At 74.2% G+C, this 19,493-nt stretch carries 19 protein-coding genes; 10 read left to right on the plus strand and 9 right to left on the minus strand.

Going from position 1 to position 19,493, the window contains the following annotated elements; translation table 11 throughout:
* Nucleotides 1–47: 47 nt before the first annotated feature.
* Nucleotides 48–647 (minus strand): recombination mediator RecR, encoded by a 600-nt coding sequence (recR, locus tag ACF1ED_RS28350; RefSeq protein ID WP_033202382.1) that lies wholly within the window; start codon nucleotides 645–647, stop codon nucleotides 48–50.
* Between the two features lie 58 nt (nucleotides 648–705).
* Nucleotides 706–1,041 carry a YbaB/EbfC family nucleoid-associated protein gene (locus tag ACF1ED_RS28355; RefSeq protein ID WP_391765162.1) on the minus strand — a complete coding sequence of 112 codons (336 nt, stop codon included), beginning with the start codon at nucleotides 1,039–1,041 and terminating at the stop codon, nucleotides 706–708.
* A 289-nt stretch (nucleotides 1,042–1,330) separates the two neighbouring features.
* Here ACF1ED_RS28355 and ACF1ED_RS28360 point away from each other — a divergent pair, with 289 nt between their 5' ends.
* Complete coding sequence (locus ACF1ED_RS28360) at nucleotides 1,331–2,035, plus strand: SLATT domain-containing protein (protein ID WP_391765268.1); 705 nt, start codon at nucleotides 1,331–1,333, stop codon at nucleotides 2,033–2,035.
* Nucleotides 2,036–2,072: 37 nt separating this feature from the next.
* Here ACF1ED_RS28360 and ACF1ED_RS28365 read toward each other — a convergent pair whose 3' ends face one another.
* From ACF1ED_RS28365 to ACF1ED_RS28375, 3 genes are all read right to left on the minus strand, one after another.
* Nucleotides 2,073–2,723, minus strand: a complete 651-nt coding sequence (locus tag ACF1ED_RS28365; protein WP_391765164.1) for a hypothetical protein — start codon at nucleotides 2,721–2,723, stop codon at nucleotides 2,073–2,075.
* Nucleotides 2,724–2,872: 149 nt separating this feature from the next.
* Nucleotides 2,873–3,586: a GntR family transcriptional regulator gene (locus tag ACF1ED_RS28370; RefSeq protein ID WP_391765166.1), complete on the minus strand. Its 714-nt coding sequence runs from the start codon at nucleotides 3,584–3,586 to the stop codon at nucleotides 2,873–2,875.
* A 113-nt stretch (nucleotides 3,587–3,699) separates the two neighbouring features.
* A complete protein-coding gene (locus ACF1ED_RS28375) occupies nucleotides 3,700–5,061 on the minus strand; it encodes an aspartate aminotransferase family protein (protein ID WP_391765168.1) in 1,362 nt (453 codons plus the stop codon).
* Between the two features lie 167 nt (nucleotides 5,062–5,228).
* Here ACF1ED_RS28375 and ACF1ED_RS28380 point away from each other — a divergent pair, with 167 nt between their 5' ends.
* The 3 genes from ACF1ED_RS28380 (at nucleotide 5,229) to ACF1ED_RS28390 (ending at nucleotide 7,223) form a co-directional block, all read left to right on the plus strand.
* A complete protein-coding gene (locus ACF1ED_RS28380; RefSeq protein ID WP_391765170.1) occupies nucleotides 5,229–5,822 on the plus strand; it encodes a DJ-1/PfpI family protein in 594 nt (197 codons plus the stop codon).
* Nucleotides 5,819–6,286 carry a MarR family winged helix-turn-helix transcriptional regulator gene (locus ACF1ED_RS28385; RefSeq protein ID WP_391765172.1) on the plus strand — a complete coding sequence of 156 codons (468 nt, stop codon included), beginning with the start codon at nucleotides 5,819–5,821 and terminating at the stop codon, nucleotides 6,284–6,286. The genes ACF1ED_RS28380 and ACF1ED_RS28385 overlap by 4 nt, the downstream gene beginning before the upstream one ends.
* A gap of 196 nt (nucleotides 6,287–6,482) precedes the next feature.
* Nucleotides 6,483–7,223 (plus strand): hypothetical protein, encoded by a 741-nt coding sequence (locus ACF1ED_RS28390; protein ID WP_391765174.1) that lies wholly within the window; start codon nucleotides 6,483–6,485, stop codon nucleotides 7,221–7,223.
* A 5-nt stretch (nucleotides 7,224–7,228) separates the two neighbouring features.
* Here the strand turns inward: ACF1ED_RS28390 and ACF1ED_RS28395 are convergent, their stop codons facing one another.
* Both ACF1ED_RS28395 and ACF1ED_RS28400 read right to left on the minus strand, forming a co-directional pair.
* Nucleotides 7,229–8,110: a glycoside hydrolase family 19 protein gene (locus ACF1ED_RS28395; RefSeq protein WP_391765176.1), complete on the minus strand. Its 882-nt coding sequence runs from the start codon at nucleotides 8,108–8,110 to the stop codon at nucleotides 7,229–7,231.
* Nucleotides 8,111–8,315: 205 nt separating this feature from the next.
* Nucleotides 8,316–9,257, minus strand: a complete 942-nt coding sequence (locus ACF1ED_RS28400) for an NADP-dependent oxidoreductase (RefSeq protein WP_391765178.1) — start codon at nucleotides 9,255–9,257, stop codon at nucleotides 8,316–8,318.
* A gap of 284 nt (nucleotides 9,258–9,541) precedes the next feature.
* On the opposite strand from ACF1ED_RS28400, the gene ACF1ED_RS28405 reads away from it, so the two are divergent.
* The 3 genes from ACF1ED_RS28405 to ACF1ED_RS28415 all read left to right on the plus strand — a co-directional run bounded on the left by ACF1ED_RS28405 (nucleotide 9,542) and on the right by ACF1ED_RS28415 (nucleotide 14,047).
* On the plus strand, nucleotides 9,542–11,098 hold the full coding sequence (locus ACF1ED_RS28405; protein ID WP_391765180.1) for a PstS family phosphate ABC transporter substrate-binding protein: 1,557 nt from the start codon (nucleotides 9,542–9,544) through the stop codon (nucleotides 11,096–11,098).
* A gap of 62 nt (nucleotides 11,099–11,160) precedes the next feature.
* Nucleotides 11,161–13,089, plus strand: coding sequence for a serine/threonine-protein kinase (locus ACF1ED_RS28410; protein WP_391765182.1), 1,929 nt, complete (start codon nucleotides 11,161–11,163; stop codon nucleotides 13,087–13,089).
* A gap of 127 nt (nucleotides 13,090–13,216) precedes the next feature.
* A complete protein-coding gene (locus ACF1ED_RS28415) occupies nucleotides 13,217–14,047 on the plus strand; it encodes an oxidoreductase (RefSeq protein WP_391765184.1) in 831 nt (276 codons plus the stop codon).
* Nucleotides 14,048–14,131: 84 nt separating this feature from the next.
* Here the strand turns inward: ACF1ED_RS28415 and ACF1ED_RS28420 are convergent, their stop codons facing one another.
* Nucleotides 14,132–15,415 carry an adenylosuccinate synthase gene (locus ACF1ED_RS28420; RefSeq protein ID WP_391765186.1) on the minus strand — a complete coding sequence of 428 codons (1,284 nt, stop codon included), beginning with the start codon at nucleotides 15,413–15,415 and terminating at the stop codon, nucleotides 14,132–14,134.
* A 143-nt stretch (nucleotides 15,416–15,558) separates the two neighbouring features.
* Between ACF1ED_RS28420 and ACF1ED_RS28425 the strand changes: the two genes are divergently transcribed.
* On the plus strand, nucleotides 15,559–16,365 hold the full coding sequence (locus ACF1ED_RS28425) for a diacylglycerol kinase (protein ID WP_391765188.1): 807 nt from the start codon (nucleotides 15,559–15,561) through the stop codon (nucleotides 16,363–16,365).
* 64 nt (nucleotides 16,366–16,429) lie between these two features.
* Here ACF1ED_RS28425 and ACF1ED_RS28430 read toward each other — a convergent pair whose 3' ends face one another.
* A complete protein-coding gene (locus ACF1ED_RS28430) occupies nucleotides 16,430–16,951 on the minus strand; it encodes a GbsR/MarR family transcriptional regulator (protein WP_391765190.1) in 522 nt (173 codons plus the stop codon).
* Between the two features lie 75 nt (nucleotides 16,952–17,026).
* On the opposite strand from ACF1ED_RS28430, the gene ACF1ED_RS28435 reads away from it, so the two are divergent.
* Nucleotides 17,027–17,926, plus strand: a complete 900-nt coding sequence (locus ACF1ED_RS28435) for an ATP-binding cassette domain-containing protein (RefSeq protein ID WP_391765192.1) — start codon at nucleotides 17,027–17,029, stop codon at nucleotides 17,924–17,926.
* Complete coding sequence (locus ACF1ED_RS28440; protein ID WP_391765194.1) at nucleotides 17,923–19,491, plus strand: ABC transporter permease; 1,569 nt, start codon at nucleotides 17,923–17,925, stop codon at nucleotides 19,489–19,491. The genes ACF1ED_RS28435 and ACF1ED_RS28440 overlap by 4 nt, the downstream gene beginning before the upstream one ends.
* Nucleotides 19,492–19,493 lie beyond the last annotated feature (2 nt).

Here is a 19,493-nt window from a genome sequence, read left to right on the forward strand (position 1 = left end):
TCCCTGAGAGCTCACCGGCACCGGCCCGGTCCTCCCGCGCCCGGTCGTCATACATCTAGCAGCCTCCGCCCCTCGAAGGCACGGCCGAGCGTCACCTCGTCGGCGTACTCCAGGTCGCCGCCGACCGGCAGGCCGCTCGCGAGCCGGGTGACCTTCAGCCCCATGGGCTTGATCATCCGGGCCAGGTACGTGGCGGTGGCCTCGCCCTCCAGGTTGGGGTCGGTCGCCAGGATCAGTTCGGTGACCGCGCCGTCCGCGAGGCGGGCGAGCAGCTCCCGGATCCGCAGGTCGTCCGGGCCGACGCCCTCGATCGGGCTGATCGCGCCGCCGAGGACGTGGTACCGCCCCCGGAACTCGCGGGTCCGCTCGATCGCGACGACGTCCTTCGGCTCCTCGACCACGCAGATGACGGTCAGGTCCCGGCGCGGATCGCGGCAGATGTTGCACTGCTCCTGCTGTGCCACGTTCCCGCAGACCGCGCAGAACCGGACCTTCTCCTTGACCTCCAGGAGCGCGTGCGCGAGCCGGCGCACGTCCGTCGGCTCGGCCTGGAGGACGTGGAAGGCGATCCGCTGCGCGCTCTTGGGACCGACGCCGGGCAGCCTGCCCAGCTCGTCGATCAGGTCCTGGACCACGCCTTCGTACAACGGAACGCCCTTTCCGGGTGTGCTCTTGCCTTCTTACGGTAGTGGCTGGACGTGCCCGCTAGAAGCCCAGGCCCGGCATTCCGCCGAGACCCTGCGCCAGCGGGCCCAGCTTGGCCTGCTGGAGCTGCTGCGCGTTGTCGTTCGCGGCCTGCACGGCGGCGACCACCAGGTCCGCCAGGGTCTCGGTGTCCTCGGGGTCGACGGCCTTCGGGTCGATGACCAGGCCGCGCAGCTCCCCGGAGCCGGTCACGGTGGCCTTCACCAGGCCGCCGCCCGCCTGGCCCTCGACCTCGGTCTCGGCGAGCTCCTGCTGGGCGCGGGCGAGGTCCTGCTGCATCTTCTGCGCCTGCTGGAGGATCTGCTGCATGTTGGGCTGGCCGCCACCGGGGATCACGGTCACTCCTCGTGCTCGAAACTCGGCCGGTCCACGTGCGGTACCGGTGATCCGAGCCTACGCGGTCACGGACCGCCCCGCCGCGACAACTCTTTCGAGTGAGAAACTGCGGGCTCCTCTACCTGATCAACACCCTCTTGCGGGCGGAAATCCCGGGATTCCGGGCCCGCCGCCCACCATTCGGCGGTAGGAAGGGCAGGCACCACGTGCACCGCACGTCACAGAAGGACACGAGCGACACGAACGCTGGGCTGAACAGAGGAGTCCCCCGGTGAGCCACCAGCCGGAGATGCAGCCGCCGGGGCAGCCCGGGGAAGACGTCCACAGAGATCTGACGGGGAAGCCCTTCCCCCTGGGCGACTGGGGAGAGCCCGCGGAGCGCCTCGACGAGCTCTACCGGTGGGTGGAGGCCGGCGCCCTGCGGACCGCGGAGTGGTACCTCTCGGACCGGGTGTGGAAGCGCCGCTGCGCCCGCGGGCTGCGGATCGGCACCGCGCTCGGCGTGATCGCGGGGGCGGCGCTGCCGCTGCTCGACCTGACCGGGGTCGCCGAGGGCACGGCCGGCTGGGGCTACCTCTCGCTGCTGCTCGGCGCCGCCTGCATCGCCTGCGACCGGTACTTCGGGCTGACCTCCGGCTGGATAAGGGACGTGGCGACCGCCCAGGCCGTGCAGCGGCGGCTCCAGGCCCTCCAGTTCGACTGGGCCTCGGAGAGCGTGCGGGAGGTCCTCGGGCCGACGGAGGGGACCGCCAGCGAGGCCGCCGAGCGGTGCCTGGGGGTGCTGCGCCGCTTCTCGGAGGACGTCACGGAGCTGGTGCGGGCGGAGACCGCGGACTGGATGGTCGAGTTCCGCTCGGGGCCGGCGCCGCTGGCGCTCCAGTCGGTCGGGGTCGTACCGGCCAGGCCGGAGGCGGCGCACCCGTCCGGCCGCTTCCCGCTGCCGCCGGGCACCCGGCCGAACATGCCGCGCCAGCGGCCCCCGGAGGCCCGCTGAGGCTCCTCCGGGACGGCCGCGGCGGGGGCGGGCCCCGTCAGCTGAGCATGATCATCGATCCCTGGGCGAGGCTGCGGGTCGCCGCCGCGTGCAGCCCGAGCCAGACGTGCCGCTCCCGGGCGAAGGGGCCGTCGTCGTACGGCACCGGGGCGGCGGGCTCCTCCAGCTCGGTGGGCCGGGCGGGCGGGGCCGGGGCGGCCGGCGGGTTCGCCGGGTCGATGCCGAGGGCCGGGGCGACGAACTCCAGTTCCCGCAGCAGCCCGTACGAGGAGCCGAGCGGGCCGCCGCCCTCCAGGAGCCGGTCGTTGGAGAGCGGCACCGGGAAGTCGACCGGCACGTAGGCGCCCGCGTGGTCGTAGTGCCAGACCAGGTGGGACTGCTGGGCGGTCGCCTCGAACATCTCCAGGAGCTGCTCGTAGTCCCCGCCGAGCTCGCCGACGGGTTCGACCGGCAGCCCGCAGATCGCGAGCAGGTAGGCCCTGCGCAGGAAGTGCAGGGCCTCGTAGTCGAAGCCGGCGACGGGCGCGACGTCGCCGGAGAGCCCCGGCATGTACGCGTACACGGGCACGGTCGGCAGTCCCGAGGCGCTCAGCACGGCGTCGTACTCGGCGAGGTCTTCGGCGAAGGGGTTGTCGGGGCTGTGGCACAGCACGTCGACGAGGGGGACCAGCCACAGGTCACAGGCCAAGGGAGGCTCGCTCTCCGTCAGTTCCGGGGAGGGCCAGGGTAGTCGGCGGCGCCGACGACGCCCACCCGTGGGAGGCCTGCCCCGGGAAGCGGGGCCTCAACCCGGCGGCGGGTCACCGGGTGGGCCGGGCCCCGTCCCCCGGCGGCGGGTCACCGGATGGGCCGGGTCTCCAGGCGGTCGGCCCATTCCAGCGAGTGGGCGTTGTAGGCGCGGACGACCCCGATGGCGGCCTCGGCGTCGCCGCGGGTGACGGCGTCGATCAGCTCCACGTGTCCGGACCAGAGCCGGCCGTGGAGTTCGCGCTCGGCCCGCAGGTGGGGCACGGAGAAGACCCAGGCCTGGACGCGGAGCCGGTGCAGGAAGTCGGCGATGTGGCCGTTGCGGGCGACGAGCCGGCCCAGCTCGTGCCAGTAGCGCAGGTCGTAGCCGATCAGGACGTCCAGGTCGCCGGCGCGGGCGGCGCGGACGGCGGCCTCGCCCCGGCGGCGTATCGACACCAGGACGACCCCGAGGCCGGGGTCGGGCTCGGGGAGCGCGGCGCGGGCCTCCGGCGCGTGGCGGCGGAAGATGCCGTCGACGACGAGCATCCGGGCCTCGACCATCTCCCGGTAGTCGGCCACCGAGAAGCGGTGGACCCGGAAGCCGCGGTGCTGGTCGGAGTCGAGCAGGCCCTGGGCGCAGAGCTCGACGAGGGCCTCGCGGACGGGGGTGGCGGAGACGCCGTACTGCTCGGCGATCTGCTTGACGGTGAACTCGCGGCCGGGCTGGAGACGCCCCGCGAGGACCTCGTCACGGAGCGCGTCCGCGATCTGCCGGCTGAGGGTGCTGCGGGTGACGGCGCTGTTCGCGGACGTGCCGGGCATGCGGATGGGGCCCCCTCCATGAGGTTCCGGAAGACTCTAGTCCAGACCTGGTCCCTCGGGAGGAGGCCCTCGTCACACGGGGTGACGCCGGCCGGTGCCGTCGGCGGGCGGCGTCAGACCGTGTGCTCGTCGGCGACGGTGAGCGCCGCGTCCAGGGCCGCCAGGCCCTCCTTGACCTCGTCGTCCGTGACGTTGCAGGCGGGGACGGCGTGGGTGCGGTTCATGTTGACGAAGGGCCACAGGCCGTTCTTCTTGGCCGCGGCGCCGAAGGCGGCCATCGGCGCGTTGGCCTCGCCGGCCGCGTTGTACGGAACGAGCGGCTCGCGCGTCTCCTTGTTCTTGACCAGGTCGAGCGCCCAGAAGACGCCCGTGCCGCGGACCTCGCCGACGGACGGGTGGCGCTCGGCGAGCTCGCGCAGGCCGGGGCCGAGGACCTGCTCGCCGATCCGGGCGGCGTTCTCGACGACCTTCTCGTCCTCCATCACCTGGATGGTGGCGACGGCGGCGGCGCAGGCCAGCGGGTGGCCGGAGTAGGTGAGGCCGCCCGGGTAGGGGCGGGTCTCGAAGGTGGCCGCGATCCGCTCGCTGATGGCGACGCCGCCGAGCGGCACGTAGCCGGAGTTGACGCCCTTGGCGAAGGTCATCAGGTCGGGGACGACGTCGAAGTGCTCGGCGGCGAACCACTTGCCGGTGCGGCCGAAGCCGGCCATGACCTCGTCCAGGACGAAGACGATGCCGTACTTGTCGCAGATCTCGCGGACGCCGGTGAGGTAGCCGGGCGGCGGAGTCATGATGCCGGCGGTGCCGGGGATCGTCTCCAGGATGATCGCGGCGATCGTCGCCGGACCCTCGAAGGCGATGGTGTCCTCCAGGTGCGCGAGGGCGCGCTCGCACTCCTGCTCCTCGGTCGTCGCGTAGAACGGCGAGCGGTAGAGGAAGGGCGCCCAGAAGCGCACGACGCCGGCCGAGCCGGTGTCGGAGGCCCAGCGGCGGGGGTCGCCGGTGAGGTTGATCGCGGTGGAGGTGGCGCCGTGGTACGAGCGGAAGGCGGAGAGCACCTTGTGGCGGCCGGTGTGCAGCCGGGCCATCCGGACGGCGTTCTCGACGGCCTCGGCGCCGCCGTTGGTGAAGAAGATCTTGTCCAGGTCGCCGGGGGTGCGCTCGGCGATGAGGCGTGCGGCCTCGGAGCGGACGTCGACGGCGAAGGCGGGCGCGAAGGTGGTGAGCTTCGCGGCCTGCTCCTGGATGGCGGCGACCACCTTGGGGTGCTGGTAGCCGATGTTGGTGTAGACGAGGCCGCTGGTGAAGTCGAGGTAGCGGTTGCCGTCGTAGTCCCAGAAGTACGACCCCTCCGCGCCGGCCACGGCGAGCGGGTCGATCAGGCCCTGGGCGGACCAGGAGTGGAAGACGTGTGCGCGGTCCGCGGCCTTGACGGCGGCGCCGGCCCGGGGGTCGGGTACGACATGAGGGGTCATGCACCGAAGGGTAAGGAACCCCAGGTGGGACGGCCATCACCATCTTGTCCACCGAGAGCGCGCCGGACACGACACTGTGCTTCGCCGGGCGGGGGCCGCGGATTCCGTCGCGGTGCGCCGGAGGCGAACCGATTGACAGCATCTTGTCGATTGGACAGGATGCTGTCATGACCTCGAAGACCGTTCACCTCGCCGTGTACGACACCCTCGCCGACTGGGAGACGGGGCACGCCACCGCGTGGCTCGCCCGCGCGGGCTTCACCGTGCGGACCGTGGGCCTCGACGCCGGAAGGCCCGTCACCACGATCGCCGGGATCCGGATCGTGCCCGACCTCGCGCTGGACGGGCTGCGCCCCGGGGACAGCGCCCTGCTGATCCTCCCCGGGGCCGAGAAGTACGACGAGGGCGACGGGCTCGCCCCCTTCACCGCCGCCGCGCGGACCTTCCTGGACGCCGGGGTGCCGGTCGCCGCCATCTGCGGGGCCGTCGCCGGGCTCGCCCGGGAGGGACTGCTCGACGACCGGGGGCACACCGGCGCCGCCTCCTCCTACCTCGCCGCGACCGGCTACGCGGGCGCGGAGCGGTACGTGGAGGCCGACGCCGTCACCGACGGGGACCTGATCACCGCGGGGCCGACCGAGCCGGTCGCCTTCGCCCGCGAGGTCTTCGCCCGGCTCGGCGCGTACGAGGGGAAGCGGGACGCCTGGTACCGGCTCTTCCAGCACTCCGACCCGGCGGCCTTCGCCGAGCTGAACGGATGAGCCGGCGCACCGGGCAGGACGCCCTGAGCCGGACCGCCCTCCGCGTCTTCCGGCTCAACGGACAGTTCCTCTCCGTCGCGGAGAAGCTGGCCGAGCCCGCCGGGCTGACCGCCGCGTGGTGGCAGGTGCTCGGCGCGGTGCTGCCCGAGCCGCTGCCGGTGGCGGGGATCGCCCGGGTCATGGGCATCACCCGGCAGAGCGTCCAGCGGATCGCCGACCTGCTGGTCCGCGACGGCCTGGCCGCCTACGCCCCGAACCCGGCGCACCGCCGCGCCAAGCTGCTCGTCCCCACGGAGGCGGGCCGGGCGGCGATCGCCCTGATCGACCCGGGCCACGCGGAGCTGGCCGCCCGGCTGACGGCCGAACTCGGCGGCCCCGACGCCTTCGAGGAGACCGTACGGGCCCTCGACCGGCTCTCCGCGGCGCTGGAGGCGGTCGAGGCGGGGGCGGAGCGGGAGGGGTAGCCTTCCGGGCGCTCGGGGCGCCTATGCTGCGCGCCATGGACAGGTCGGGGGGAACGGCCGCCACCAGGGGGTTCGGGTGGGGGATGGTCGTCGGCGCGGTCGGCGCCGTGGGGTGTTCGCTGGGCGGGGTGTCGGCGTACCCGCCACTGGTGCCGGAGGTGGCGCTCGCGGGGGTGTCGGCGCTCTGCGCGGCCGGGTGGGTGACGGCCTCGTACCGGGCGCGGGGGCGGGGCCCCTCGACGCGCCGCCGCGCAAGGACCGGCCGGACAACAGGGTGCTGCCGTACCTCTTCGCCTTCGGGATCCCGGTGGCCACCGTGGCCGCCTTCCTCGTGGTCCTCACCCCGAGCGGCGCCCGGGGGCAGTGGGAGGAGCGGATGGAGGCGGCGGGGTACGGGGAGTACGCGGTGCCGGTCGTACGGCTGGCGGGGAAGCCGGAGTACGTCCCCGAGGGCGAGGACAACGACCCGTACTACCTGGCCGACGTCGTGGTGCGCGTGCCGTTCCGGGACGGGCCGCGCGAGGTCACCCTGGAGGGGTACTCCACCGCGCCCGAGCCGCCGGCGCCGGGCACGGAACTGACGGTGTACTACGCGCCGGGCGCGTCGGACGGGCCGGTGGGCGAGCACGACGAGGTCGGCGGGGCGGGATCGATCCTGTCCTGGGCCATGGCGATCTGGGTCTGGCCGTGGGTGATCATCGCCGGGTGCTGCATGAAGTCGTACATGGAGGTCTCCGACCTGCGGCGGATGCGCCGCTTCCGGCCGGCGGTCCATCTGCCCGCCCTCGGGATCCTGCTGGCCGGGGTGGTGCTGCTGCTGCCGAAGGCGCTGGAGTTCCAGGTGGCGGGGTACGACGAACTGCCCGCGTTCGTCGCGGCGTTCACGCCCGCGCTCGCCCTGACCTGGGCGGCCAAGGCGAGCTGGCGGACGTACTGACGGTCTCAGCAGTACAGGTTCGCGCCGGTCGGGACGCCGAGGATCTGGGCGAACTGCTGGTACTTGGTGACGCGGCTCTGGACCTGGGCGGGGTTGCCGCCGTTGCACTCCAGGGAGCCGTTGATCGCCCAGATGGTCTGGCCGAAGCCGGCGCCGTTGACCATCGCGTTGTGGGCGGTCATGGTGCCGGGGCCGTTCTGGGTGTTCCAGTACCAGAGGCCGGTCATCATGGCGACGTCCGGCTCGCGCTCGACGCGCCAGGGGTTGTTCAGGAGGTCGAGGCCGAGGGCCTCGCCGGCGGCCTTGTAGTTGAAGTTCCAGGAGAGCTGGATCGGGCCGCGGCCGTAGTAGGCGGCCTGGCCGGCGGGGCAGCCGTAGGGCTGGTTCGCGTCGCAGTAGTGCGGGTAGTTGGCGGTGTTCTGCTCGACGACGTGGACGAGGCCGCCGGTCTCGTGGGAGACGTTGGCGAGGAAGGCCGCGGCCTCCTGCTTCTTCACGGTGTCGCTGCCGGTGCCCGCGAAGGCCGGGTACTTCTTGGTGGCGGCGACCAGGCCGGCGTACGTGTAGAAGGGGTTCCGGTTCGGGAACATCTGGTTGAACTGGGCCTCGGTGACGACGAATCCGGAGGGGTCGGGGGTGCCGCCGCCGCCCGTGCCGCAGGCGCCCTCGTCGCGCCAGACGTCGCTGGAGCCGGGACGCTCGTTCTGCGTCCACCACTTCGCGTACCAGTTGTGGCCGTTGTACGAGGCGGTCATGCCGCCGGTGTAGACCTGGCCCGAGTTCCAGGCGCCGACGCAGGCGGGGGCCGCGCCGGCGGTGGCGGGGAGCAGGACCGCGAGCCCGAGTGCCGCGCACAGGGCGGCGAACAGGGCGAGGAGACGTCGCATGCGCTGTCGTCCTTCCGGTGGGGGGAAGGACAGCGAAGCGATAATGGTCTGTACCTGTCAAGGTCTAGACCAGAACTGGCGGGTTCGGGACGGCGGCACGAATCCGCCCCTCCGCGCCGGAAGCGCGGAGGGGCGGAAGGAGCAGAAGGGCGGACGGAGCAGAAGGGCGGGAGAGGGGAACGGGAGGGCGGGAGCCGAGGGCCCGTCAGATCATCAGTACGATCCGGCCCGGCCGGTGGCCCGCCTCCGCGCGCCGGTGCGCCTCCCCCGCCTGCTCCAGCGGCAGCACGTCGGCCACCCGGGTCGCCAGCCCGCCCGCGCCGACCAGCTCCAGGAGCTCCTTCAGCCGGGCCGCGTCCGGGCGGCCCTCCACCACGTCCACCCGGACGTCCCGCTCGGCCACCGGCACCCGCTCGCCGGAGGCGGAGACGAAGACCCCGCCGTCCTTGACCGCGGGCAGCAGCGGGTCGGCGATCAGGGCCGCGTCGAAGACGCCGTCCACCCGGTCCGGCGCGAAGCCCAGCACCCCGGTGATCACCTCCTCCGGCGCCCCGCGCGGCACCGTCCCGTCGGCGCCCAGGAGCCGCAGCTCGTGCGCGTCGTCGGCGTCGCCGAGGGCGATCACCCGGAGGCCCGCCCGCGCCGCCAGCTGCACCGCGAACCGGCCCACCACCCCGCTCGCGCCGGTGACCAGCAGCGTCGCGCCGTCCGGCAGCGCCATCAGGTCCAGCGCCTGCGCGGCGGTCAGCGCGGAGAGCGGCAGCGAGGCCGCCGCCGTGAAGTCCACCTCGTCCGGGACCGGGGCCAGCCAGCCCGGCTCCACCAGGATCGTCTCCGCGTAGGTCCCCGCGCCGGCCCCCTCCGCCACCCAGGGCACGAAACCGGCCACCCGGGTGCCCGCGGGGAGGCCGGGCGCCGGGTCCGCCAGGGTGCCGGCGAAGTCGTAGCCGAGCACGAAGGGCGGGGCCAGCGGGTCGAGCGCGGCCGCGAACCGGCCGGAGCGGATCTTGAGGTCCGCCTGGTTGACCCCGGCGGCCTTGAGCCGCACCCGGACCCGCCCCGGGGCGTCCGCGGGGTCCGGCTCCGGACGGCGCGCGGATCTGAGGACCTCGGGTCCGCCGTAGGCGGTCACTTCGACGACACGCATGGGGTTCCTCCTCCGGAAGGGCCCCCTCACGGCCATTACATCCACGCTCCTCCGGCCCGGGCAACCCCGGCCGGGCCACCCGGACGACCCCGCCCCGGACCCTCCGGGCACCCCGGCCCGGGCCACCGGCCGTCCCGGGCCCGGGCCCTCCGGGCGCCCCGCTCCCGGCCACCCGGACCAGCCCGCTGCCGCCCCCTCGGGCCCGGCTGAACGAGCGGCGAAATCCAGGTGTCGGGCCGCTACGCCGCCCGCGGCCTCGCACACCCGTCCGTACCGTCCCGGTCATGGAGTGGATAACCGCCGAGAACGTGGTCGCCGTCGCCACCGCCCTGCTCGGCGTCCTCGTCTCGGTCGGCGCCGTCTGGATCGACCGTTTCAAGCCACAGCGCAAGCGGCTCGGCTACCGCGTGCAGCTGAACACCCCGCTGCACAAGGAGGGCGACGACCAGGACGGCGGCGCGATGACCGTGCGCGCCGGCGAGGTGCTGGGCAGCGCCGCTGCCGGCGCCACGCTCGTCCTGCTCCGCATCGAGAACGACCGCGACCTCGACATCGGCGTCGACGACTACGGCGTCACCCCCGCCGAGCACGCGCTGCGCATCACCTTCGGCACCCCCGCGGTGACCGTCCGGGGCGTCGTCGCCACCGTCCCGGCCGGCTGGAACCCGGTCCGCGACGACCTCGACGGCGCCCCCGGGCTCGGCCGCGAGGGCAACGCCGTCCTCGTCCCCCGGGTCGCCCTCGACCCCGGCCAGTACTTCAAGCTGCTCGTCCAGCTCTCCGGCCCCGTCGCCGACCGCGACATCAAGGTGCACGGCACCGTCGCCGGCGGCTCCATCCGCCGCAACCGCTCCACCACCCCCGACGACCAGGCCGGCCGCTTCAGCACCGCCGCCCGCTCCGTCACCGTCGTCCTCACCGCCTGCGTGGTCGCGCTCGCCGCGATCATCGTCCGCGAGCAGACCCCGCCCCCGATCGGCTGCGCCCGCGGCAGCCTCACCGTCACCGGCTCCACCGCCTTCGCACCGGTCGTCCGGGAGGTGGCGAAGGCGTACGAGAAGGACTGCGCGGGAGCCACCGTCACCGTCGACGCCGACGGCTCCACCTCCGGCGTCCGCGCCCTCGCCGAGGCGGGCGCCCGCGCCAAGGGCTCCCCCGCCGTCATCGCGCTGTCCGACGGCCACGGCCCGGGCGGCCACCCGCGGCTGCGCGAACACATGGTGGCCGTCTCCCTCTTCACCGTCGTCGCCCACGACGCCGTCCCCGTCCGGAACCTCACCCTGGAGCAGATCCGCGCCCTCTACCGCGGCGACGTCGCCCGCTGGAACCGGCTGACGGGCCCCGGCCTGCCCGCGGACCTCCCCGGCCTGCCCGTCCTCCTCGTCAGCCGGGACGCCGACTCCGGCACCCGGGAGGTCTTCCAGCGCCGGGTCCTCGGCCGCAACGAGCCCGCCAACTCCTCCCGCGACTGCGCCACCGTCGACGACCGGGAGGCGAAGGTCGTCCGCTGCGAACTCGACTCCACCGAGCAGGTCCTGGCCGCCGTCGCCCGCCTCCCCGGCGCGATCGGCTACGCCGAACTCGGCGCCGTCTCCGAGGCGGAGGGCCTGCACCCCGTCACCCTCGACGGCCGCGCCCCGGTCCTGGACGAGCTGGGCGCGTCCCCGTACCCCTACCGGGAGATCGAGTACGCCTACACCTGGGGCGACCCGGCGAGCGACTCCCTCACCGCGAGCTTCCTCGCCTACCTCGCGCGCGGGCGGGGCCAGGACGTCGTGCGCGCCCGCGGGCACCTGCCGTGCGCGACCCCGAAGGGGCTGCGGATCTGCGGGGAGGGCTGACACCGGACCGTGACCCGGAGCGTGCCCCGGCTCCTCCGCCCGGTCTGGCATCCTCTTGCCACGTGGAGCCATTGAACGCGGAAGACCCGGTCGCCATCGGCCCGTTCCGACTCATCGGCCGGCTCGGGGTCGGCGGGATGGGCCGGGTGTTCCTCGCGCGTTCGGCCGGCGGGCGGACCGTCGCCGTCAAGGTGGTGCACGCCGAACTGGCCGCCCAGGACGAGTTCCGGCGGCGCTTCGCCCGTGAGGTCGAGGCCCTGGAGCGGGTCGGCGGCACCGGCACCGCGCCCGTCCTCGGCTCCGACACCACCGCCGCCTCCCCGTGGGTGGCCATCGGCTACGTGCCCGGCCCCTCGCTGCGGACCGTCGTCGGCGACGAGTACGGGCCGCTGCCGCCCGCGACCGTACGGACCCTGGGCGCCGGGCTCGGGCAGGCCCTGGACCACATCCACCGGGCCGGGCTCGTCCACCGCGACCTCAAGCCCTCCAACGTGCTGCTGACCGTCGACGGCCCCCGGATCATCGACTTCGGCATCGCCCGGGCCGTCGACACCGTCACCGACGGCGGGCTCACCAGCACCGGCGCCGTCGTCGGCTCCCCCGGCTTCATGTCGCCCGAGCAGGTGCGCGGCGAGAAGCTGGGGCCGGCCTCCGACGTCTTCTGCCTGGGCTCGGTCCTCGCCTACGCGGCGACCGGCCGCTCCCCCTTCGGCACCTCCGACAGCGGCGTCCACGCGCTGATGTTCCGGATCGCGCACGACGACCCCGACCTGACGGACGTGGCGCCCGCGCTGACCGGGCTGATCCGGGCCTGCCTCGCCAAGGACCCGGCGGCCCGGCCGACGGCGGCCGAGATCGCCGGGACGCTGCCGGTCTCCGACCCCTGGCTGCCCGCCGACGTCCTGGCCCGCCTCGGCCGGCACGCCGCCCGGATCCTGGAGGCGGAGGGCACGGAGGGCGCCGCCGGGACGGCGTACGCCTCCGAGCGCGCCCCCGACCGCACGGCGGGCGACCCGACGCCCGGGCCGTCCGCCACCGGGGGCACCTCCGCGCCCGCGCCCGCCCCGGCCCCGGAGCCGCCGCGCTCCCGCTCCCGCCGCCGGGTGCTGACCGCCGCGCTCGCGACGGCGGCCGTCGCGGCCGCCGCGGGCGTCGGCTACGCCTTCTGGCCGCTGGGCGGACCGGACGGCACCCCCGGCGGAGACGGCAGGGGCACCGGCTCGTCCTCCGCCTCGTCCTCCACCGGCTCCCGGCCCGCAGGGGCCGTGCCCGACGCCTTCCTCGGCGCCTGGGAGGGGGTCCTCCAGGGCACCCCCGAACACCCCCGCGAGACCGTCCGCATCGAGCTGTCCCAGGGGCCCGCCGGAGCCAAGACCGCCGTGTACACCCACGTGGGCGACGGCCGCCTGTGCATGGGCCGCTCGCGCCTGGTCTCCGCCGACGAGGACAAGGTCGTCCTGGGCGAGTCGACCGTCACCACGAGCGTGCCCGCCCAGCGGTGCACGGCCGCCGCGCACCAGACCCTCACCCTGCGCTCCCCCGAGGTCCTCGAATGGACCTCGGGCGCCGCGAGGACCACCTTCCACAAGGCCCGCACCGGCTCGGAGATCCTCCCGGAGGAGTACCTCGGCCGCTGGAAGGCGAAGCCCCTCGTCGAGGGCCCCGAGGCCGACCGCTACACCGACGAGGTGACCGTCGCCCAGGGCGCGGTCGGCGCCGCCGTCCTGCGCACCCTCAGCGTCTACCCGCGCACCGACGAGCAGGGCAACACCCTCTCGGACGCCGTCAACTGCACCTGGACCGCCATCCTGGCCACCACGACGGCCCCGTACGTCACCGGCCCCATGACCCTCGAACCCGGCGCCGACCCGGACTGCGTCCGCGACGACCTGGGCAGCTACCTGGTCCTGACCACGTACAAGGGCGAGAAGATCTTCCAGGTCTACCCGATGACGGACACCGAACCGGCCGAGTACCGCCGGCCCGACTGACGGGCCTCGCTCCCCCCGCCCCCGCTCCTCCTGGCCCGTTCTCGCCCGCACAACCCCCGCACAGGGCAAGCTGGTTGTGCCACGGCGGTGGGCCGGGCGACACCTTCGGTCACAGGGGGAAGTACGGATGAGCAGGGTATGGCTGATCACCGGTGCGAACAGCGGCTTCGGGCGCGCCTTCACCGAGGCGGCGGTCGCCGCCGGTGACCTCGTGGTCGCGGCGGCCCGCCGCGCGGAGACGCTGGACGACCTCGTCGCCGCCCACCCGGGCCGGGTCGACCCGGTCGCCCTGGACGTCACCGACGGCGCGGCGGTCGACCGGGTGGTGGCGGGGGTCGTGGAGCGGCACGGCCGGGTCGACGTCCTGGTGAACAACGCGGGCCGCACCCACGTGGGCTCGGTGGAGGAGACCGGCGACGAGGAGCTCCGCTCCCTCTTCGACGTCCACGTCTTCGGCCCCGCCGCCCTCGTCCGCGCGGTCCTGCCGCACATGCGGGCCCGCCGCAGCGGCGCGATCGTGCAGCTCAGCAGTGTGGGCGGGCAGATGTCGCTGCCCGGTTTCGGTGCGTACAGCGCGACGAAGTTCGCCCTGGAGGGCATGTCGGAGGCGCTGGCCACGGAGGTCCGCCCGCTCGGCATCGACGTCCTGATCGTCGAGCCCGGCGCCTTCCGCACCAGTCTCTTCGTCAACGGCGGCCTCAGCGGTGCCGGCATAGCCGACTACGCCGACACGGTCGGCGCCACCCGTGCCTACGTGGAGTCCGGCGACGGCACCCAGCCCGGCGACCCGGCCAAGGCCGCCGCCGCCGTCCTCGCGGCGCTCGCCGCCGAGGAGACCCCGCTGCGGCTCGCCCTCGGCGACGACGCGATCGACGCGGTCCACGCCCACCTGGACCAGGTCCGCGCGGACCTGACCGCCTGGGACAAGGTCGGCCGGGACACGAAGCTGGACGGCTGACGGCTGACGGCTGACGGCTGACGGCTGACGGGAACGGCGAAGGGCCCGCGCCTCCAGGAGACGCGGGCCCTTCGTACGTACCGCCTACAGGAAGGAGTTGATCTCGATGGTCTCGGTGCGGCCGGGGCCGACGCCGATGGCGGAGATCGGGGCGCCGGACATCTCCTCCAGCGCCTTCACGTAGTTCTGCGCGTTCTTCGGGAGGTCCGCGAAGGTCTTGGCCTTCGTGATGTCCTCCGACCAGCCGGGCAGGGTCTCGTAGATCGGCTTCGCGTGGTGGAAGTCGGTCTGCGAGTACGGGAGCTCCTCGACGCGCTTGCCGTCGATCTCGTACGCGACGCAGACCGGGATCTCCTCCCAGCCGGTCAGGACGTCCAGCTTGGTGAGGAAGAAGTCGGTCAGGCCGTTGACGCGGGTCGCGTAGCGGGCGATGACCGCGTCGAACCAGCCGCAGCGGCGGTCGCGGCCGGTGGTGACGCCCCGCTCGCCGCCGATGCGGCGCAGCGCCTCGCCGTCCGCGTCGAAGAGCTCGGTCGGGAACGGGCCGGCGCCGACGCGGGTCGTGTAGGCCTTGAGGATGCCGATGACCCGGTTGATCTTCGTCGGGCCGACGCCCGCGCCGGTGCAGGCGCCGCCGGCGGTCGGGTTCGAGGAGGTGACGAAGGGGTACGTGCCGTGGTCCACGTCCAGGAGGGTGCCCTGGCCGCCCTCGAAGAGGACGACCTTGCCCTCGTCGATGGCGTTGTTGAGGATCAGGGTCGTGTCGGCCACGAAGGGCTTGATCTGCTCCGCGTACTGGAGCATCTCCTCGACGATCCGGCCGGACTCGATGGCGCGGCGGTTGAAGACCTTGGCGAGGAGCTGGTTCTTCTGCTCCAGGGCCGCCTCGACCTTCTGCTCCAGGATCGACTCGTCGTAGAGGTCCTGGACCCGGATGCCGACGCGGTTGATCTTGTCGGCGTAGGTGGGGCCGATGCCGCGACCGGTGGTGCCGATCTTGCGCTTGCCGAGGAACCGTTCCGTCACCTTGTCGAGGGTGACGTTGTACGGGGTGATCAGATGGGCGTTGCCACTGATCAGGAGCTTCGACGTGTCCACGCCTCGCTCGTTCAGTCCGCTCAGCTCGGAGAGCAGGACCGCCGGGTCGACGACGACACCGTTCCCGATCACCGGGGTGCACCCCGGAGAGAGGATTCCGGAAGGGAGGAGGTGGAGCGCGTACTTCTGGTCGCCGACGACGACCGTGTGGCCGGCATTGTTGCCGCCCTGGTAACGCACCACGTAGTCCACGGATCCACCGAGCAGGTCGGTGGCCTTTCCCTTGCCCTCGTCACCCCACTGAGCACCGAGCAGCACAAGTGCGGGCACAGGCGTACACCCCTTCCGGGTGGGGCATGTCCAAGGTCAGGGGGCGTACGCCGCCTCACCGGTGTGCCCCGGAATAGACGAAGCCCCTGGCGCAATAGCGCAAGGGGCTCTTGCACAAAGATGCTACCCGAGGAAGGACCGAGGTGTCGGATCACGACCAGCTGCTGGTCATCGTCGACCCGGTCGCCCGCCGAAGTGACGGCGAGTCCGTGCGGATCGCGAAGGATGTCCTGTCCGCCGGCGCGGAGGCGAAGATCTGCCTGCCGGACTCCCCCGAGGAATTCTCCCGCGCCCTGTCCCGGCGCGGCTCCCGGCGTCCCGTCGTCCTCGGGGACGACCGGGCGCTGCTCCGCGCGGTGACCCTGCTGCAGCGGGACCGGGCGCCGCTCGCGCTCGTCCCGATCGGCCCGCCGGACGCCCTGGAGGTCGCGTACGGCCTCGGCGTGCCGCGCACCGCGGTGGCCGCAGCCCGGACGGTCCTGGACGGGGCGGTGCGGAGCCTGGACCTGCTGGTCGACGACAGCGACGGGGTGGTCCTGGGCGACCTGCGGGTGCCCGCCGTGCCCGTCCCCGCCGCCGGGGCCGCCCCCTCCGTCTGGGGCACCTGCCGCTCCCTGGTGCGCACCCTGGTGCGGCCCGCGCCGCCGCATCCCGGCGTCCTGGTGCACCGGCTGCGGGTGGAGGCCGACGGGGTGCTGCTGGCCGACGTGGACGCGCCGGTGACGGCGGTGACGGCCCGCCCGGACGGCGGTGGCGGCACGGCGCGGGTGACCGTCCACCCGGCCGGACCGGCCGCTTCCCCGCGCCGCGCCTCCGCCGGCGTCCTGACCGTCTCCGGTCCCGACTTCCGCTACCGGGCCGACGGCCGCGTCGCCGGCCCGGTCCGCCGCCGCACCTGGACGGTCCACCCGGAGGGCTGGGGCCTGACACTGCCGCGCGGCGACGCCTGACACCGGCCCGGCGCGTGCGCTGGATCTGCGGGAGACCGCCGGTGGGGGCCCCGCCGGAGGGGCTTCAGGGGGCGGCCGGATCCTGGGGGTCGCCGTCGGCCGCCTTCCTCGTCCTCCGTTCGCGCCAGCGGTCCATCAGGGTGAGCATCTCCTCCTGCATGAAGGCGAAGAAGTCGGCGGTCTCGGTGGTGCGGGCGCCGGCGGCCGTGTCGGGGCCGAGGGTGGCGGCGCCGTCGCGGAGGACCTTCTCCCAGCGGAGGAGGATCTGGTCGCGGCGGGTGAAGGTCTCGTACCAGATCTCGTTGTGGAGCACGTACCGCTCGCGCCGGGTGCCCGGTTCGCGTTCGCGGGCGACCATGCCGACCTGGGTGAGGTAGCGGATGGCGCCGGAGACGGCGGCGGGGCTGATCCTGAGCTGTTCGGCGAGCTCGGCCGAGGTCAGCGAGGCGGTCTCGGAGGCGAGCAGGGCGGCGAAGACCCGGGAGGCCATCCGCTGCATGCCGGCCTCGGTCAGCTCGCCGGCGAAGCGTTCCACGAAGCGGGAGACGGCCTCCTCCTGCGCGGGGGTGCCTTCGGTGCTGGTCATGGGCCGACTCTATACCGTCTCTTTTTACGGTTCCTTAACTTCACAAGTTTGTGAAATGAGCGTACGTTCCGAAGCATGACGAACGCCATCAGCGTCACGGGGCTCCACAAGTCCTTCGGCCGCACCCACGCCCTCGACGGACTCGACCTCACCGTCGCCACCGGCGAGGTCCACGGCTTCCTCGGCCCCAACGGCGCCGGGAAGTCCACCACCATCCGGGTCCTCCTCGGGCTGCTGCGCGCCGACTCCGGCACCGTCCGGCTGCTCGGCGGCGACCCCTGGGCCGACGCGGTCGCCCTCCACCGGCGCCTGGCGTACGTCCCCGGCGACGTCACCCTCTGGCGGAACCTCTCCGGCGGCGAGGTCATCGACCTGTACGGGCGGCTGCGCGGCACCGGCCTCGACCGGGCCCGCCGCGCGGAGCTGGTCGAGCGCTTCGAGCTCGACCCCACCAAGAAGGGCCGCACCTACTCCAAGGGCAACCGGCAGAAGGTCGCCCTCGTCGCCGCCTTCGCCTCCGACGCCGAACTCCTCGTCCTCGACGAACCCACCAGCGGCCTCGACCCGCTGATGGAGGAGGTCTTCCAGGACTGCGTCCGCGAGGCCCGCGACCGGGGGCGGACCGTCCTGCTCTCCAGCCACATCCTCAGCGAGGTCGAGACCCTCTGCGACCGGGTCAGCATCGTCCGCAAGGGCCGCACCGTCGAGTCGGGCTCGCTCGCGCAGCTGCGCCACCTGACCCGCACCAGCGTCACCGCCGAGCTCGCCGGCGCCCCCGAGGGCCTGGACCGCCTCGCCGGCGTCCACGACCTGCGCGTCGAGGGCCGCAAGGTCCGGCTCCAGGTCGACACCGACAAGCTCGACCCGGTCCTCGCCGCGCTCCTGGCCGCCGGCGTCCGCTCGCTCACCAGCACCCCGCCCACCCTGGAGGAGCTCTTCCTCCGCCACTACGCGGACACCGAGGCGGCGTCATGACCTCCCTCGCCGGCACCGGCACCCTCACCCGGCTCGCGCTCCGCCGCGACCGCCTCGCCCTCCCCCTCTGGACCCTGGCCACCGGCGGCCTCGTCGCCTCCGGCCCCGGCTCCCTCGGCGGCCTGTACGACACCGCCGCCGCGCGCGCCGAACTCGCCGCCTCCATGACCGCCAACAACTCCCTGCGCTCGCTCTACGGGCCGGTCTTCTCCGACTCCCTCGGCGGGCTCGTCGCCTGGCGCTTCGGCACCTTCGCCGCCGTCCTCGCGGCCGTCGCGAGCCTGATCACCGTCGTCCGGCACACCCGCGAGGAGGAGGAGACGGGCCGTCAGGAACTGCTCTCCGCCGGAGCGGTCGGCCGCCGCGCGCCGCTCACCTCCGCGCTCCTCGCCGCGCTGGCCCTCAACTCCGCCACCGCCCTGATCGTCTTCGCCGGGCTCGCCGGCCAGGGCACGGCCGGGGCGCTCGCCCTCGGCCTCGCCGTCGGCGGCACCGGCATGGTCTTCGCGACCGTCGCCGCGCTCGCCGCGCAGCTCACCGAGAGTGCCCGGCTCGCCAAGGGCATCGCGGGCGGCGTCCTCGGCCTCGCGTTCGTGCTGCGCGCGGCGGGCGACTCGGGGGACGCCTCCGGGGGCTCCGTCCTCACCTGGCTCTCGCCCGTCGGCTGGGCCGAGAACGTCCGCGCCTACGCCGACGAGCGGTGGTGGGTGCTGCTCCTGATCGCCGCCGCCGTCGCCGCGCAGACCGTCCTCGCGTACGGACTCGCCGCCCGGCGCGACGTCGGCGCGTCCTTCCTCGCCACCCGGCCCGGCCCCGCCGCCGGCCGGCTCGCCGGCGCCGGGGCCCTCGCCCTGCGGCTCCAGCGCGGCGCCCTGACCGGCTGGGGGGCCGGCTTCCTCCTCGGCGGGCTGGTCTTCGGCGGCATGGCCGAGGGGGCGGCGGAGCTCGTCGGCGACAACGAGAAGGCCCGCGAGATCTTCGAGCGGATGGGCGGCCAGACCGCGCTCACCGAGGCCTTCCTCGCCACGATGGTCTCCCTCTTCGGCATGCTCGCCGCGCTGTACGCGGTCGGCGCGGTGCTCCGGGCGCACACCGAGGAGACCTCCGGGCGCGCGGAACCCCTCCTCGCGGGCTCCCTGGGACGGCTGCGCTGGGCGGCCGGCCACCTCGTCCCCGCCTTCGGCGGCTCCGCGCTGATCCTCCTCGCGGCGGGCCTCGGCCTCTCCCTCGGCTTCGGCGGCTCGTACGGCCCCGTCGTCGGCGCCGCCCTCGCCCAGCTCCCCGCCGTCTGGACGCTCGCGGGCGTCGCCACCCTCCTGTGGGGCGCGCTGCCCCGGGCGGCGGGCGCCGGGTGGGCCGCCGCCGGGCTCTGCCTGGCGCTCGGCTGGATCGGCCCGGCCCTGAACCTGCCCCAGGCGGTCCTGAACGTCTCCCCCTTCGCCCACCTGCCCCGGCTGCCGGGCCCGGAGACGGCCTGGACCCCGCTGATCGTGCTCACCGCGTCGGCGGCGGCCCTCACCGCGGCCGGCCTGGCGGGGCTGCGCCGCCGCGACCTCCAGGTCTGACG

It is taken from the genome of Streptomyces sp. NPDC014656, from assembly GCF_043084305.1.
Classification (GTDB): Bacteria; Actinomycetota; Actinomycetes; order Streptomycetales; family Streptomycetaceae; genus Streptomyces.

Excerpts from the sequence above, each read along its gene's own strand:
- ACF1ED_RS28360 (WP_391765268.1), top strand. The coding sequence starts at position 1,331 with ATGCAGCCGCCGGGGCAGCCCGGGGAAGACGTCCACAGAGATCTGACG.
- ACF1ED_RS28370 (WP_391765166.1), bottom strand. The coding sequence starts at position 3,586 with ATGCCCGGCACGTCCGCGAACAGCGCCGTCACCCGCAGCACCCTCAGC.
- ACF1ED_RS28375 (WP_391765168.1), bottom strand. The coding sequence starts at position 5,061 with ATGACCCCTCATGTCGTACCCGACCCCCGGGCCGGCGCCGCCGTCAAG.
- ACF1ED_RS28380 (WP_391765170.1), top strand. The coding sequence starts at position 5,229 with ATGACCTCGAAGACCGTTCACCTCGCCGTGTACGACACCCTCGCCGAC.
- ACF1ED_RS28385 (WP_391765172.1), top strand. The coding sequence starts at position 5,819 with ATGAGCCGGCGCACCGGGCAGGACGCCCTGAGCCGGACCGCCCTCCGC.
- ACF1ED_RS28395 (WP_391765176.1), bottom strand. The coding sequence starts at position 8,110 with ATGCGACGTCTCCTCGCCCTGTTCGCCGCCCTGTGCGCGGCACTCGGG.
- ACF1ED_RS28400 (WP_391765178.1), bottom strand. The coding sequence starts at position 9,257 with ATGCGTGTCGTCGAAGTGACCGCCTACGGCGGACCCGAGGTCCTCAGA.
- ACF1ED_RS28405 (WP_391765180.1), top strand. The coding sequence starts at position 9,542 with ATGGAGTGGATAACCGCCGAGAACGTGGTCGCCGTCGCCACCGCCCTG.
- ACF1ED_RS28415 (WP_391765184.1), top strand. The coding sequence starts at position 13,217 with ATGAGCAGGGTATGGCTGATCACCGGTGCGAACAGCGGCTTCGGGCGC.
- ACF1ED_RS28430 (WP_391765190.1), bottom strand. The coding sequence starts at position 16,951 with ATGACCAGCACCGAAGGCACCCCCGCGCAGGAGGAGGCCGTCTCCCGC.
- ACF1ED_RS28435 (WP_391765192.1), top strand. The coding sequence starts at position 17,027 with ATGACGAACGCCATCAGCGTCACGGGGCTCCACAAGTCCTTCGGCCGC.
- ACF1ED_RS28440 (WP_391765194.1), top strand. The coding sequence starts at position 17,923 with ATGACCTCCCTCGCCGGCACCGGCACCCTCACCCGGCTCGCGCTCCGC.